The sequence below is a fragment of the Oscillospiraceae bacterium genome, assembly GCA_035353335.1.
GTDB lineage: Bacteria > Bacillota > Clostridia > Oscillospirales > JAKOTC01 > DAOPZJ01.
Genome location: DAOPZJ010000009.1, coordinates 42,784 through 56,762, shown reverse-complemented (window position 1 = coordinate 56,762; position 13,979 = coordinate 42,784). Strand labels below are relative to the sequence as shown.

16 protein-coding genes are annotated in these 13,979 nt (G+C 48.5%); 3 read left to right on the top strand and 13 right to left on the bottom strand.

Annotated elements, in window-relative coordinates; all coding sequences use genetic code 11:
- The 3 genes from PKH29_03515 to PKH29_03505 all read left to right on the top strand — a co-directional run.
- A partial coding sequence (locus PKH29_03515) for a TIM barrel protein (protein HNX13905.1) occupies positions 1–396 on the top strand: 396 nt, incomplete at its 5' end.
- Positions 397–435: 39 nt separating this feature from the next.
- Positions 436–1,581 carry a uroporphyrinogen decarboxylase family protein gene (locus tag PKH29_03510; protein HNX13904.1) on the top strand — a complete coding sequence of 382 codons (1,146 nt, stop codon included), beginning with the start codon at positions 436–438 and terminating at the stop codon, positions 1,579–1,581.
- A 518-nt stretch (positions 1,582–2,099) separates the two neighbouring features.
- Positions 2,100–2,705, top strand: a complete 606-nt coding sequence (locus PKH29_03505; GenBank protein HNX13903.1) for a phosphatase PAP2 family protein — start codon at positions 2,100–2,102, stop codon at positions 2,703–2,705.
- Between the two features lie 73 nt (positions 2,706–2,778).
- Here PKH29_03505 and PKH29_03500 read toward each other — a convergent pair whose 3' ends face one another.
- The 13 genes from PKH29_03500 to PKH29_03440 all read right to left on the bottom strand — a co-directional run bounded on the left by PKH29_03500 (position 2,779) and on the right by PKH29_03440 (position 13,971).
- Positions 2,779–3,465, bottom strand: a complete 687-nt coding sequence (locus PKH29_03500; GenBank protein HNX13902.1) for a hypothetical protein — start codon at positions 3,463–3,465, stop codon at positions 2,779–2,781.
- 170 nt (positions 3,466–3,635) lie between these two features.
- Positions 3,636–4,349 (bottom strand): GNAT family N-acetyltransferase, encoded by a 714-nt coding sequence (locus PKH29_03495; GenBank protein HNX13901.1) that lies wholly within the window; start codon positions 4,347–4,349, stop codon positions 3,636–3,638.
- Positions 4,346–4,546, bottom strand: coding sequence for a DUF896 domain-containing protein (locus PKH29_03490; protein HNX13900.1), 201 nt, complete (start codon positions 4,544–4,546; stop codon positions 4,346–4,348). The genes PKH29_03495 and PKH29_03490 overlap by 4 nt, the downstream gene beginning before the upstream one ends.
- A gap of 7 nt (positions 4,547–4,553) precedes the next feature.
- Positions 4,554–5,741 carry a uroporphyrinogen decarboxylase family protein gene (locus PKH29_03485; GenBank protein HNX13899.1) on the bottom strand — a complete coding sequence of 396 codons (1,188 nt, stop codon included), beginning with the start codon at positions 5,739–5,741 and terminating at the stop codon, positions 4,554–4,556.
- 4 nt (positions 5,742–5,745) lie between these two features.
- On the bottom strand, positions 5,746–6,417 hold the full coding sequence (locus PKH29_03480) for a TrkA family potassium uptake protein (GenBank protein HNX13898.1): 672 nt from the start codon (positions 6,415–6,417) through the stop codon (positions 5,746–5,748).
- Positions 6,418–6,434: 17 nt separating this feature from the next.
- Complete coding sequence (locus PKH29_03475; GenBank protein HNX13897.1) at positions 6,435–7,070, bottom strand: TrkA family potassium uptake protein; 636 nt, start codon at positions 7,068–7,070, stop codon at positions 6,435–6,437.
- Between the two features lie 56 nt (positions 7,071–7,126).
- Positions 7,127–8,503 carry a potassium transporter TrkG gene (locus tag PKH29_03470; GenBank protein ID HNX13896.1) on the bottom strand — a complete coding sequence of 459 codons (1,377 nt, stop codon included), beginning with the start codon at positions 8,501–8,503 and terminating at the stop codon, positions 7,127–7,129.
- 20 nt (positions 8,504–8,523) lie between these two features.
- A complete protein-coding gene (locus PKH29_03465; protein ID HNX13895.1) occupies positions 8,524–9,534 on the bottom strand; it encodes an ABC transporter substrate-binding protein in 1,011 nt (336 codons plus the stop codon).
- Between the two features lie 49 nt (positions 9,535–9,583).
- Positions 9,584–10,216 (bottom strand): SIS domain-containing protein, encoded by a 633-nt coding sequence (locus PKH29_03460; GenBank protein ID HNX13894.1) that lies wholly within the window; start codon positions 10,214–10,216, stop codon positions 9,584–9,586.
- 23 nt (positions 10,217–10,239) lie between these two features.
- Positions 10,240–10,761, bottom strand: coding sequence for a FumA C-terminus/TtdB family hydratase beta subunit (locus PKH29_03455; protein ID HNX13893.1), 522 nt, complete (start codon positions 10,759–10,761; stop codon positions 10,240–10,242).
- A 70-nt stretch (positions 10,762–10,831) separates the two neighbouring features.
- Complete coding sequence (locus PKH29_03450; GenBank protein ID HNX13892.1) at positions 10,832–11,719, bottom strand: protein phosphatase 2C domain-containing protein; 888 nt, start codon at positions 11,717–11,719, stop codon at positions 10,832–10,834.
- Between the two features lie 60 nt (positions 11,720–11,779).
- Positions 11,780–12,985, bottom strand: a complete 1,206-nt coding sequence (gene ftsZ, locus PKH29_03445; protein HNX13891.1) for a cell division protein FtsZ — start codon at positions 12,983–12,985, stop codon at positions 11,780–11,782.
- 122 nt (positions 12,986–13,107) lie between these two features.
- Entirely contained in the window at positions 13,108–13,971 is an 864-nt protein-coding gene (locus PKH29_03440) for an FtsQ-type POTRA domain-containing protein (GenBank protein ID HNX13890.1), read from the bottom strand.
- Between the last annotated feature and the right edge of the window lie 8 nt (positions 13,972–13,979).

Genomic DNA, 13,979 nt, shown 5'->3' with positions numbered 1-13,979 from the left:
GTAGGTGTAGAGCCGGTTGCCGCGCACACTCTGAACACCCCCGAACTCGCCGCCCGGCTGCTTGAGACCATCGGGAGTAACCATCTTCAGATCATCTTTGACCCGGTCAATCTGATCAACACGCCGGAACTTGTGCGTAATCACGACGATTTGTTTGACCGCTGCTTCGACGCATTCGGCGAGCGCATCATGGCGCTGCACTGCAAGGATATCACGCTCGACGCGGACGGAAAACCGAAAGAAACGCTGCTCGGTCAGGGCATGGTGAATTATGATAAGCTTTCAAGTTACTTGAAAGCTCACCGCCCCGGCCTTGCGTTACTGCGCGAGGGTGCTGACCCCGCCACTGCCGATATCGACATCGAGTTTCTAAAATTCAAGTTCGAGACCTTGTAAATATAAAAACAAAACGAAATGAGATTCGGAGGGCTCAGGATGAAAGAGATGACTTCCCGCGAACGTTTGACCGCCGTCCTCGACAAAAAGCTGCCCGATAAGGTTCCGATCTCCCCGCGCATGGCTTACTGGATGCGGGATTATTACGGGGGAGCCGGGATCTTTGACTTGTTGAAAATGAAGGGCGAATTTGACTTCGACCCGATTTTTCAAATCGCCATCACACCTCCGAATTTCCCCTACACACAATTCATCGACTATTCCCTGTTCAACGACATCACCGTCGATTTCAAATCGGAACGTAAAAATTCCATGTTGTATGTTGACCGGGTCATTCACACGCCCAAGGGCGACTTGAGTGACCAAATGAGATATGCCCCGAACGACCCGGCTTACGGGCTCGGGCCGAATCCCGAAAAAGTGATCGGACTCGTTAAAACCATGGACGATCTGGAAAAGATGCAATATCTCCTGCCCGACCCCGAGAAGTTTTGCAGTGCGGAATTCGCGTTTGTTGACAAATACCTCGGTGACGGGGGCATGGTCGAGGTCCGCGCCCATCAGGGTGTTGATCATCTTTTGGTCGATTCGCTCGGATTTGAAAACGCGCTGACGATGCTCTACGACGATCCGGAATTATTCAAAGCGGCCATAAAGGTTTATCACGATTATTACAAGAAAGTGCTTGTTTTCGCGCTCGAACACGGTGCAAAAATCATTTTTGAGAGTTGGTATAACTGCAGCTTGAGCGCAGGTTGGTCGCCCGCGGTTTGGCGCGAATTCTTTTTGCCCCACATCATAGAAGATGCCGAGATTACACACCGTTACGGTGCTTACTTCCACTTTTATGATGACGGTAAAGTCATGCCGATCTTAGACGACTTGAAAACGATCAAAATGGATTTGCTATCGACTTTGTGTTCACCGCAGGCCGGAGGGGACGTCGACGCGGTGACAATTAAAGAAAAACTCGGCAGTAGCACGGCTTTTAACGGCTATGTGAGCTTGATTAATATTTTGATGGGTACCAAACAGGAAGTCGAGGAAGAGACCCGTTATGCCCTGGAAGTTCTCGGCAAAAACGGCGGCTACATCCTCGGCACGACCGATTCCATCCGAAACGGCAGTCCAATTGAAAACGTCCGTGCATTCTTCGAAACAGGAAGAAAATATGGATTATATTGATTACGAATTGATATAAGCAGATAATTTAAAGGGGCGTAAAACCGCGCCCTTTCTTTTGACTTGCTGTAATTTGAACAAAAACATTCAAACGATGTTGTTAATATGTTCTTTACATTTGGTAATTATTGTCGTATAATGTAATTATAAAGCACACTGGAGGGTTTATGGTGATTATCGCCGAAGAAAATATTATTAAAATTAAACCTATTCCGTTCTTTAAAAAATATTTTGAATTGATTATTTTTATCTCTTTTTTGATCTTATGCTTGGTTTGCATATTTGTTTTTAAAATGCCGCTTTTGATTCCAACAAAAGGGCAAGCTAAATTTTTTTCGATTCATTATGTTTATCCATTGATTATCGCGGTAATCTGTCAGTTTATATTGATCTTTTTTTATAAACTGTTCAAGCGCAAAAATGCGGGGATATCTCTCAGAGAAAATTTAATTTCTCTTTTATATATCCCGTTCATTGCACTCGTGATGTTTATGCATTTTCAAATAAAAGCATGGACGCCTTTGGTAAATCCAAATACATATGACGCCTTCTATCAAAAAACCGATATGCTGACCCCGATCGCAGGATGGCTTTCTGCTCTCGGAAAAGTACTCGATACAGCCGGTATTTTTTCATCTCTCTATTTTTGGCTTTTCTTTTTAACGTTTGCGCTGTCGTTTGTGCTTCATTCTGCGTTTGACCATTTCCGGAACTTCCGAAAAGTCGTCGTTGGAACTTGTCTGATTCTGCTGCTTGGCGGTATTTCCTATTGGATTGCACCGGCTCTGGGGCCGTTTATTTACGAAAGCAGTAAACTCGCCGGATTTCCGGAAACCCAAAACGGAATGTATGTGATGTATCAAAGTATCATTACCACAGGAAAAATCCCGGATGCTTACTTCGGCGCATCTCTCGCCGCAATGCCGAGTTTGCATATTGCAAACAGTTTGTTCCTTTTACTCTGTGCGAGGCGTTCGCTGAAGTGGCTGCTGATATTCTATATCCCCGTTTTTATCTTTTTCGTAATCGTCGCAGTTGCATCAAAGTATCATTATGTCATTGACCTCGTTTTCGGTGCGCTGCTGAGCTTCTATATCTACTGGATCGTCAATAAAATCTGCGATTAATATTAAAGCCACGACATTTTTTATATAAGGAGAAGGAGGCGGCAAAAGCCGCCCCCTTTCCTTTTGTGTGTTCTCAGTGCTTGGTCACCGACGTATATTCGGGTTTCATAAATAGTTCCAAAGTCGAAAAATTGACACTGACTCGGGCCGCATTCCCGTTTTGGTCATTGAATAAAACCGTTAAAACGCCAATTTCATCGTCCGCGAAATAGGTCATTGCGCCGATGCTTTTCATCTTTTTCAATACCCATTGCGATTCGGGTCCACCGCGCTCGCGTACTTCGCGTCCGAAAATCTCCAGGACAGCTTCTCGCTTTGCGCCGTCTTTGATAAAGAGATCCCAAAAACCGAGTTGTTTCCCGCTGCTTGTGTCTAAACAGAGATAACGTGTTGAATCATACCGCGTACCGCTGCTGTCAGTTGCGTTGGTTTGAAAGCTGAAACAGATCATATTTCCGCTGTTGCAGGTATTTTCCACAATGATTTCGCCTGTCGCTCTTTCATTGATCGACATCGCTTTATAGCGAACCTCCAGATACGCTCGTTGTCCCTCTTCTTTCAGAAGCTGATTGAGTATTTTCATGGTTTCGGTGTCATAAAGTCCGTATATGCGGGGATGCCGCCAAACAAACGAAACCGCTTCGTCCTCGACTTTATCCTCCCGGACAGTAAACAACACGCCAGTGCTCGCTGATGCGATAAAACCTGTACCTTGCAAAAAGATCAAACAGCAAAGGATCATCAGTGCTGCCTTTTTCATGGCATTGCATCGTTTCTGCTGAATTGTACTGGATGCATGAAATCTGTGACGTTTCACATCTATAATGCTACATCCGTCGATGTTTACATCCGCGATGTTCACATCCAAGATGCTTTTACATCCGGTACACGATTATTATGCCCCGATGGGCGAAAATTTTCATGTAATTTTTAACATATTCGATCGTAATTCCACCATGTTACCGTTTGCTCGATATCAACGGACATACCGACTTTTCGCTGGAGCGCAAACGAAGCCGTGTTTCCAACGACAACTTCGCCGATCGGCAGGTTTCCCTCCGAAAGAACTTTTCGAATGATAAATTTTTCAAGTTTATAACCGAGACCTTGTTTTCGGTACGGCTCAAAAATTTCGAGCATTCCCATTTCGCCGCTGTCGTGCCTTCCGATAAAGCCGGTGGGTTCTCCGTTGATATAGATGCCGTACATAAAGCCGCCGGAAAGCCGCTCGGCAAAATAGCCTGCATCAGTGAACAGATGATAATGTTCGACAATCAGAGGCAGATCGTCGGCTGTCAATTGTCTGATATCTGCATCGGGCGCTTCGGGCGGTTCTTTCTTCAGATAAGCGGCCGCATTGCATCTCGTCTTTCGAATCGGATTTCGGCAATGCAAGAGATCATCATAAAAATCCTCATGCGCTACAATTGAATTTCCTTGAGGTACTTTATCGATTAGTTTTTCCGCTGTTTTTCGGCTTTTCGCCGTCAGCAAATAATGGCCGCCGTTTTGGTCAAACAACAGCATGCCGTCTTCACCGCAGAATATGATTTCTGCTGAGCCGCTTTTTAGGCAATAAAACAAAAGAGCGCGGTGCGGCAGATCGCTCTCGGCGAATTTAATACAAAACTCCGAATCAGTCATTTATGTTTCAGCTTTCTCTTATTTCCGTTTTCATCAACCAGCGTGATCGCATCCAACTGCCCGCGCAAACTGTCACGAAACGATGCGATATATAATGCCCGCAGATGCGCCTGCTCTTTTTTTTCATCCTCGGTCAGGCCGCACCCGCGCGCCTTTTTGGCGAGTTCGTTGATTTTATCGATCTCTTTTTGCGTGATCATATTCTTATCCTTTTTTAAATTGCGGCTTGCCCTTGTAGCCGCGCCAGTTGTCCCAATATTCGGCGCTGTCGGAATAACCCGTAAACTTTCTCAGTTCCGTTCTCGGCATTCCGCCGGAAAGCAGTTTTTGCACTTTTTGCGCGGTGTCGCGGAAAATAGTGATTTTTTCGACGGTCTCAGGGTCGAGCGTATCGTCCGCGATATAAGTGTGGACGTTGTTAGCGCCGTCAGCAGCAGCAAGATACACAAAATCCGCTGTATCCTTTTTGCTCATCTGCGGAAAATGAAACGACCCGATTCGCCACATAAACGGCACTTTGCATGTTTTTTCGATAATCGCAGGCGTGAGCATCGTTGAAATCGAGGGATCATAACGCTCGATGCGCGCTTCCTCGAGAAACTTCAATTGGTTCGGCAATAGTCCTTCGATGTGGATATTACGCTTTCCGGAGGTGCGGAAGCGATAATACTTTTCCCAAAACGGGAGCACAAATTCCGGCCAGAGCGAATCGGGAATCATGCTTGCGATATCGTCGGCCAGATAAGCCGTATCGTCGGGAAACGGCTTATCACCGTCAAGGCGGCGCAGTGCTGCGGAATAATCGTTGATGCTGTCCGTAAGCAAATCTAAAAACTCGGCGCAAAGTTCCGGCTCGTCGTAAATTTCGGTAAAAATCCGGTCACCAAGCAATTCGTAAGACGTTGTGAGCGGGCCTTCGACTCCGAATCCGAACCAAACGGAACGGCCCGGAAAAGCCGCTTTCAGCTTTTCGGAAAATTCGGCGTAAAACGGGAACATGCCCTCTTTGGAAAAATCAACGCCCCTTTTTGATTTTAGAAGTTCTATACCCTCTTTGACCGTTGAGCAGAGATGTTTGATGCCGACTTCACCGTTTTCGGGAAAAATAAGCTCCGCACCGAGACAATTTACATGCCCGTAACTGATAGAAGGTGTGATCATATTAGGCATCGGGAAACCGTCAAACAGTTTCGCCAGTTTTTCCTCGCCCTCTTTGTACATCCGGACATTCTCGTCAAAATCGAGAAAATAGTTCCGATAGGTGAGGCCGGCAAGCTTAATTAATGACATAACGGTTGACCCGACGCTCCAGGTGAACGGGGTGTTTTTACGCAGCGTGTCATAATCGACAACACGCGGTTCCGGCTTTTGTGAATTTAAAGGTTTGTCCATATTATTAAGTGTTGTCCGAGACCCTTTTCAGGGCTTGTTTGACTTCCGCGCGGTATGCGGGCGGACAAGCCGCGACCAGTATATCATCACGGAGCAACACGACACTGCCGCGCGGGACGATCATCTTTCCCTCTCGCAGAATCGAGACCAAAATGCAGTTTTGCGGTAAATCAAGCTCTTTGATCATGCGATTTTCGAGCGGAGATCCCTTGGTGACCGTGACCTCGTTGATCGAAATCTGCCCTGCCGTGACCGTGGATAAAAACCGGCTGTCAGCGTCGTCGAGCTGGCGCTCGATCAGATTCGCAATATAACCGGTGCTGCTGACAGCGATATCAACGCCCAGCTTTTGCACTACCTGAAGATTCTTCGGATTATTTACTCTTGCTACGGTCTTTTTGACGTTAAAGCGGATTTTAGCCAACTGGCAGGCGATCAGGTTAATCTCGTCTTTGCCGGTGACAGCAATGAAAGCTTCCGCTTTATCGGTCTCCGCTGCCGTCTGCTCCTCGATCTTGCTCCCGTCTCCGCAGATGACCGACCGGTGCAGATCGTTTGCGATTTTCGTGCAGATCTCGGGACGAAGCTCGATCATCCGTACCTTATGTCCGCCTTCTATTAAAGTTTTTGAGAGATTATATCCGACCTTTCCGAGGCCGACGATCACAACAGTCATAATTAAATCTCCGTTTCTCAGTCCACTTTATGCGAGACGACCAACCGGTCGCTTGCACTGAGTTTGCGTTCGGGGCTCTCAACAACCATTGTCATTTCACCGCTCGGGTGCATTGTCCCGAACAACAGTACGTTTTCACGCGCATAAGCTTTTGCCAAATCGGAAAGGGACATGCCGATCTCGTGTTCTCCGGGGTTTTCAATTGCAAACGAGAGCGTACTCATGCCAAAATGCAGTGTCTTATGCGCAAGTTCCGCTTCGACTGTTGCCGAATATACCGCATCGATAGTCAGTTTGGTCGGGCAGATGGTCTGAAGCCCGAAACGTTTATAGGCGTCTTCGCGCTCCGGGTCATAAATTCGGGTGACGACCCGCCGGACGTTAAAGACATTATGCGCAATCTGAGCAGCCATAATGTTGATGTTGTCGTCATGTGTGACGACCGCGACGATGTCGCAGGCAGCGATACCCGCCCGCCTTAAAACATCCTGATCGCACTCAAAACCCTCAAAGGTCATCCCGTTGAAACTGTCTGATAAATGTGTAAAATTGCGCGCGTCGCTGTCGACAACCGAGATGTCATGCCCCGCTTCCGATAAGCGCGAGGCCAGCTCAGAACCGACTTTTCCGCACCCAATGATTAAAATATTCATTTAATAATATCCGTCCTTCCGCTTTCTACGTTTGATTTGCGATAAAAAATATCGGTTTATCCGACGATGATTTTGCCTTCCGGTAAAATTTCATTCTTTTTTCGGCTGGCTCTCAGGGTGGTTATGGAAAGCATGAAGGTCACAAGCCCCACGCGTCCCATGAACATATTCAATATCAGGATATATTTCGAACTTGCCATCAGTGTCGGCGTCAGATTGGCGCTCAAACCGACGGTGCCCGCCGCGGAAAACACCTCAAACAGCGAATCTATCACGCTGACCTTTTGCACATGATTTTCATTAGCGAAGATCAAAGCGGCGGAAGCAAAGATCATTCCGAGCATTAAGATCATAATCGCAAGCGAGCGGTAAACCACTTCGGTTTTGATTCTCTTCCCGCTGATCACTGTGTCCTGTCTGCCGCGCAAATAGCTCCAGATGGTCATGACAACCACCCAGAAAGTCGTGATTTTAATACCGCCGGCGGTCGAACCGGGAGCTGCTCCGATGAACATCAAAATGCAAAACAACACTTTTGTACGGGTAAACAGATTTCCGATATTGACCGAAGAAAAACCGGCCGTTCTGGTTGTGATCGATTGAAAGAACGAATTGATAACTTTTGTCCCAAAGCTCATATTCCCGATAGTGCCGGGATTATAATATTCGAATATTAAAAAAAGAATCGTACCGGACAGAATCAAACCCGCAGTCAGTTTAAAGACCAACGAGGAATGAAGCATCATACTCCGTTTCTGTTTCAGCGAGCTGACCAAGTCGTACCAAACCAGCACGCCCATACCGCCGATGACAATCAACGACATGACCGTGATCAAAACAATCGGAGAATGTTGAAAAGGAATCAGATTCACAAAGTTGACTTTGTCTCCCGTCAGGTCGAAACCCGCATTACAATAGGCCGAAACGGCGGTGAAAACTGCCCGAAAGACGCCGCTGGGCCCGAAGCGGTTCACGAACTCAGGCGTGATGATTATGGCACCGATCGCTTCGACCACCAAGGTGAACATCACAACCATCCTCAGAACTGTCCAGACTTCAGGCAGTGAGTCATAACTGATGGATTCGGTAGCGAGTGAAAGATCTTTAAAGCCGAATTTCCGCTTTAGAAAACTACCGACAAACAGCGTAATTGTGATTAATCCCAATCCGCCGATTTGAATCAACAACAAAATAATAGCCTGTCCGAACGTCGTCCAATAATTATATGTATCTTTGGTTACCAGTCCGGTCACACAAGTCGCTGAAGTGGCAACAAACAGGCAATCGGTGAATGAGGAGACAATTTTTTGCCGTGATGCAATCGGCAACATCAGCAGCAGTGCCCCGGTTAAGATGACTCCGGCAAAACTGATGATAATCAATACCGAAGGTGAGATGAAAGAGGAAAGCTCTTTCTTTTTTCTTTTCAGCATATCCTGCTTCGCTCCTTCAATTAACGGGAAGAAGGTTTAGACGATGACTGTTGGGAATCGGCTGCGGCGGTTGATGTTTGCGATAGAACCGCGGAAGACGTCTGGAATTCGGAATTGATGCTCGGAATTTCACTGGGTTTAGCGGGTGCGCTGTCTGTGTCGGGAGCTGCCATTGCATCGCCGTGGATTGCATAGGCAAGCGCGTAGAGCATATCCGTCACCGCGGGGGTGCATTTCTCGGCAAAACTGTTGTCAAGTTCGTAAATTCGGCCGGCTGACGCGGCGGCGAGCTGGGAAAAATCGCTGTTTTGGATATAAGAAATCGCGGGTGGATTCGAGACAATGATGACATCGGGATTAGCCGCAAAGATTTCCGTAAAAGGCATTGAGTAACCGGTGTTGTTCGCCGCGATGTTGGTCACGCCCGCAAGCTGCATAATCACGCCGGCGAGCGTATCGCCCGTTGCAACTGCGCCTTGATTCGACAATACGAAAATTCCTGTCGGCTTATCGACGTTTTGCAGTTTATAGGTTACATAATTGAGTTTTTGTTCAAAGTCAGCCAGATAATCCTTTGCGAGAGCTTCGGCGCGATTCACGCCGCGCAGCACTTTCGCGATTTCCGTGACCCGTTGTTTGATCTCTTCAATAGTCGCCGGAACCGGCAGTACGCAGACCTTGATGTTGTTCTCCGCCAGTTTTGCCGCCGCTGCCTGCGGCAGAGAAACCGCGGCAAACACGACCTGCGGCGCAAGCGCAATGATGGCATCGACGTCAGGGGCGCTGACCGTGCCCATGCTCGGCAGCTGCCGCACATTGCCGTTGTAGTCGCAATATTCACTGCGTCCGACTAACACCCGGGACTGTTTCAATCCGTAGATAATTTCGCCGATGTAGGGCGACAGCGTGACGACCGCTTCAGGGTATTTCATAATCTCCGTTCCGCCGACGTTGACAGGATAATTCTTCGGCCTTGAGCAGGCAGGCAAAAGCATCAATATAACAATGACGACAGCGAACAGTTTTCTCATGGTTTATCTCCCGAAAAGTTTCAATTATTATTTGATTTTTTAAAATCGGTTATTCCGCGCCGAAGAGATCATTTTCAACTTTGGCACAAAGATAATGATAGACCGGCAGATGCAGTTCCTGGACTTTATAAGTCTCTTTTTCCGGTACACGGATGCAGATGCCGCAGAGCTCTTTCAGCTTGCCGCCGGTCTCACCGGTCAGCCCAATCACGGTCATGCCGAGTGCATGGGCCGTCACTGCGGCGTAGGCGGTGTTTTTAGCGTTTCCCGAGGTTGAAATCGCAATCAGAATATCCCCTGCCTGCCCATAGGCGATCAATTGCTGCGCATAGATCATATCGGGATCGATATCGTTTGCCACCGCGGATGAAAGGGAGATATTTTCGCACAGATCATGTGCGGGAAGGCCGCCCTGTAATTTTTCGCCGAGTTTTACGCCGAGCTCGGAATCGATTGCGGCGAGCCGGCATTTTATGGCATCGTCAAGCGGGCGTTTGGACAGGAAACCCTTGACCAATTCGCCGACAATGTGGGTGCTGTCGGCAGCGCTTCCGCCGTTGCCGCAAATATAGACGCGTCCGCCGCCGGAAAAACAGGTTTTGAGCTCTTTTACGGCATTTTCAATATCTTCGCCGCAATATAAAAGCTTGGGATGCCGTATAATCAATTCCTGAATATCCATTAGTCATTTATTTCCTTTCGAGTCTATTTTAATGCCGACACACCCGTCGCATCGACTCCGACGATCAACGGCAGCTTTTCTACTTCCAGTTTTCGAATTGCCTCGCAGCCGAGATCTTCAAAAGCGACTACTTCACTGCTTCTTACGCAATCGGCGATCAAAGCGCCGCAGCCCCCCAGTGCGCAGAGATAATAGGCCTTGTTCTTTTCAATAGCAGAGACGACGCCGGAGTTTCTTCGCCCTTTCCCGATGGTCGCGGCAATACCGAGACCATACAGCCGCGGGGCATACGAATCCATGCGAGACGAAGTCGTGGGGCCGCAGGAGCCGATGACCATACCGTTCGGTGCGGGCGTCGGACCGCAGTAATAGATTACAGCGCCTTTCAGGTCGAACGGCAGCGGTTCTTTTTCATCAATCAGCTGCGCAAGGCGCTTGTGGGCGGCGTCGCGTGCGGTATAGATCGTGCCGGATAATAAGATATCATCTCCGGCATTCAATTCCACCGTTTTTTCGGCGAGCTGTTTTGTTGTAACCTCTGTCACAAAACCCCTCCTTTGCGCTGTTTTGCGTACCATTAAAATTATACAATAAATGCTCGATGAAATCAACTTATCACCGGAAATCAAAGATCGAACGGTGTTTAGTGTTCGGGTTCAGCTTTGTTTTCTTGCCGGAAAAAAGCCGTTTTACCAACCGGCGGTCATCCTCGGCTTCAGTGATCTTCGCCACCGCCACTGTCACATTGTCTCCGCCTCCTGCTGACAGCGCCGCGGTTATCAGATGATCAGCAATCTGGGAAGCGGTGCCGCCGTTTTCCAAAATACCGGCAATGACTTCGTCCGATGCCATGTCGGTCAGTCCGTCACTGCAGATCAAGTAAATTTCATCGAATTCCGGGGCTTTTTCAAAGATCGCCGGTGTCAGAACCATCTCGTCTTCAAACAGACCTAAATACTGGGTCAGCCGGTGACGGCTGCCGTCGGTTTCCGCTTGTTCGGGTGTCATAAGTCCCATATTGATTTTCATCTGCGCTTCGGTATGATCGATGCTGATTTTAGACAAGACTCCGTTTTGATATCGATAGATACGGCTGTCTCCGATATTAACGGCAACCACTAAATCGTTTTTGAAGATCATAAACGCACCGGTCGTTCCGATGCGCTTTCCGGTTGCGGTGATCTCATTACAAATGCGTGTGTTGGCTGCAGTGACAAATTCGGTAATGGCGGTTTCGCTGTCCTCACCGCATAATGCGTCCCGATATTCCGCAATCGCCTGCGCCGTGACAGCCGAGGCAAACTCACCGAACTCCTGACCTCCCATACCGTCGCAGACACCGATAACGCACGGAAAATCGAAGGCGTCGGCAAACCGCACGCCTTCGTCAAGCTGGATTGCGCTGAATAATTCTCCGTCGATACAGAGGTTATCCTCATTGTTGCCGCGCACCTTTCCGGTCTCGGAACGCGCTGCCGCTTCTAAAATTACTCTTTTCCCCACAATTCTCTCCGTTTTGACAGGATTCCCATTTTGAAACGGCGGGCAAAACCCGCCGTTTTTTTATTTCTTATGTTTAAAAATGTTCATGATGTCGAAGTAATCGTCATCGTTTGAAGCTGCCGTTTTGTCGTTTTTTTGCGGCACTGTCGGCTGGGGCTTGAACTGCGGCGGCGTTGTCTTCGGCAGCGGTTTTTGTTCAAAACTCGGGACGGTTGTCTTTGGCGGTTCGGTGCGCGGACGAGGCGTGCTCTGAGTGAACAATCCGTTGACCTGTTCCGAAAAGAGATCTTTTCCGACCGAGTTTACACCGCTTTGGGCAAAGCCAGTCGCTATGACCGTGATTTTAATTTCATCCGACATCATCTCATCGAACGCCGCGCCCCAAATGATGTTCGCTTCGGGATGCGCCGATTGGGCGATCATCGTCGAGGCAGTCTCAATATCTTCAAGTCCGATATCCGGCGAAGAGGTGATATTGATGATGACCGAGCGCGCGCCTGAAATTGAAGTCTCGAGCAGCGGGCTGGTGATTGCCGCGTTTGCTGCTTCGATCGCCTTGTCCTTTCCGGTAGCCCGCCCGATGCCCATATGGGCATAACCGGCGTCCTTCATGACGGCGGAGACGTCGGCAAAGTCGAGGTTGACAAGTCCCGGTACGTTGATGAGGTCGGAAATGCTCTGGACGCCCTGCCGCAGCACATCATCGGCGATTTCAAAAGCATTTATCAGTGTGATTTTTTCCTGTGAGACCAGTTTGAGACGGTCGTTCGGGACGATGATCAATGCGTCGACAGTCTCCTGGAGCATTGCGACACCGGCTTCGGCATTCTTCATGCGCTTGAGACCTTCCCAGGTAAAAGGAGTGGTGACGATGCCGATAGTCAGTGCGCCGAGTTCTCTTGCGATTGAGGCTACCATCGGAGCGGCGCCTGTACCGGTACCTCCGCCCATTCCGGCGGTGACAAATACCATATCGGCTCTTTGCAGTGCTGCGGCGATATCATCGCGGCTCTCTTCTGCGGCACGCTGACCCCGTTCGGGCATAGAACCCGCACCGAGACCTTTGGTCACCTTGTCTCCGATTTGGAGTTTTTGAGTAGCTTGGACAAAATCGAGCGCCTGCTTGTCCGTATTGATGGCGATAAATTCGGCGCTGGTCATCCCGGATTTGCACATACGGCTGATGGCGTTTCCCCCGCCTCCGCCGACGCCGACAACTTTTATATTCACACCTCTGGTGGTTTCGTTATCGAACTCAAACGGCATGTAATTTTCCTCCCCATCATTTTTGCGGCGCATGTCTGTTCCTGTTCGAAATTATAACAGATACTACCGCCTTTTTCAATACTTTCGCACTTGTTTTCGGTCCGATTTTTGCTTCTGTGGGTTTAAGAACCGGAACTTGTTCCCAAGGTCTGCGAATTCTCCGGCATAGATTGCGAAGAAGCGGTAATTGCATATTCGGTCAATGGGCTCGGATCGAAATACAATTGCTTTCCCGCACTCACATCCGCGACACCGGTCTCGTTTTCGCCGAGTTCGTTTTCGATGAAATATTTGGCAAATTTTACTTTTTGCGCCAAATCATCGGATGAACCGAGCAAAATTTTTACCCGATTAGCCCAAACAACATAATTTCCTGTGGCGCTCGAAGTCCCGACTGCAGTGATCTGAGTCAGTGCTCCTTCGCTAAAAGCCGCTGTGACATCATTCAGCCGTGCTAAAGTCTCGGCTTCTCCGGCTGCTATGAATCCGTTTTCAATCGTCAGATTCAAAATTCCTTCATACCGGATCCCTTCTCCGGAATAATTATATTCCAAGATCCTGCCTTTGCCGCTGATGAGAACATAATTACTGGCCCCCAGGGTGACGATCGCCGTTTGCGCGGGTTCGCTGACGGTGATGACCACTTCGCCGGGCAGCTGCTTTTTTAAAGTGATCGTCTCGGCATATTCTAAATTGGCCGCAATTCCGTAAATGACCTTATTCTTTTTAAGCCGAATCAGATTGTCTCCGAGTTCGATACCGGAAGCAGCGATAATCTGGTCGGAGGTATAACGCGTATTTCCCTTTACCGTAATCGTTTCAATCTTAAAAAATACTGTACTGCACAAAACGGTACCGACGATCACGGCGATCAAAAAAATCGGAACCGCATATAGTCCGCGCTTTCCCCTTCTGCGCCGTTTGGGCAGTTGGGAGCCGATCGGGACTCTGTGCCTTTTTTTTATGTTTGCTTTGCTTTCCGTCATTGTTGATT

What these genes read in the sequence shown, in the direction of transcription:
- PKH29_03510 (HNX13904.1), top strand. Translation starts at nt 436, where the DNA reads ATGAAAGAGATGACTTCCCGCGAACGTTTGACCGCCGTCCTCGACAAA.
- PKH29_03500 (HNX13902.1), bottom strand. Translation starts at nt 3,465, where the DNA reads ATGAAAAAGGCAGCACTGATGATCCTTTGCTGTTTGATCTTTTTGCAA.
- PKH29_03495 (HNX13901.1), bottom strand. Translation starts at nt 4,349, where the DNA reads ATGACTGATTCGGAGTTTTGTATTAAATTCGCCGAGAGCGATCTGCCG.
- PKH29_03485 (HNX13899.1), bottom strand. Translation starts at nt 5,741, where the DNA reads ATGGACAAACCTTTAAATTCACAAAAGCCGGAACCGCGTGTTGTCGAT.
- PKH29_03480 (HNX13898.1), bottom strand. Translation starts at nt 6,417, where the DNA reads ATGACTGTTGTGATCGTCGGCCTCGGAAAGGTCGGATATAATCTCTCA.
- PKH29_03475 (HNX13897.1), bottom strand. Translation starts at nt 7,070, where the DNA reads ATGAATATTTTAATCATTGGGTGCGGAAAAGTCGGTTCTGAGCTGGCC.
- PKH29_03470 (HNX13896.1), bottom strand. Translation starts at nt 8,503, where the DNA reads ATGCTGAAAAGAAAAAAGAAAGAGCTTTCCTCTTTCATCTCACCTTCG.
- PKH29_03465 (HNX13895.1), bottom strand. Translation starts at nt 9,534, where the DNA reads ATGAGAAAACTGTTCGCTGTCGTCATTGTTATATTGATGCTTTTGCCT.
- PKH29_03460 (HNX13894.1), bottom strand. Translation starts at nt 10,216, where the DNA reads ATGGATATTCAGGAATTGATTATACGGCATCCCAAGCTTTTATATTGC.
- ftsZ (HNX13891.1), bottom strand. Translation starts at nt 12,985, where the DNA reads ATGCCGTTTGAGTTCGATAACGAAACCACCAGAGGTGTGAATATAAAA.
- PKH29_03440 (HNX13890.1), bottom strand. Translation starts at nt 13,971, where the DNA reads ATGACGGAAAGCAAAGCAAACATAAAAAAAAGGCACAGAGTCCCGATC.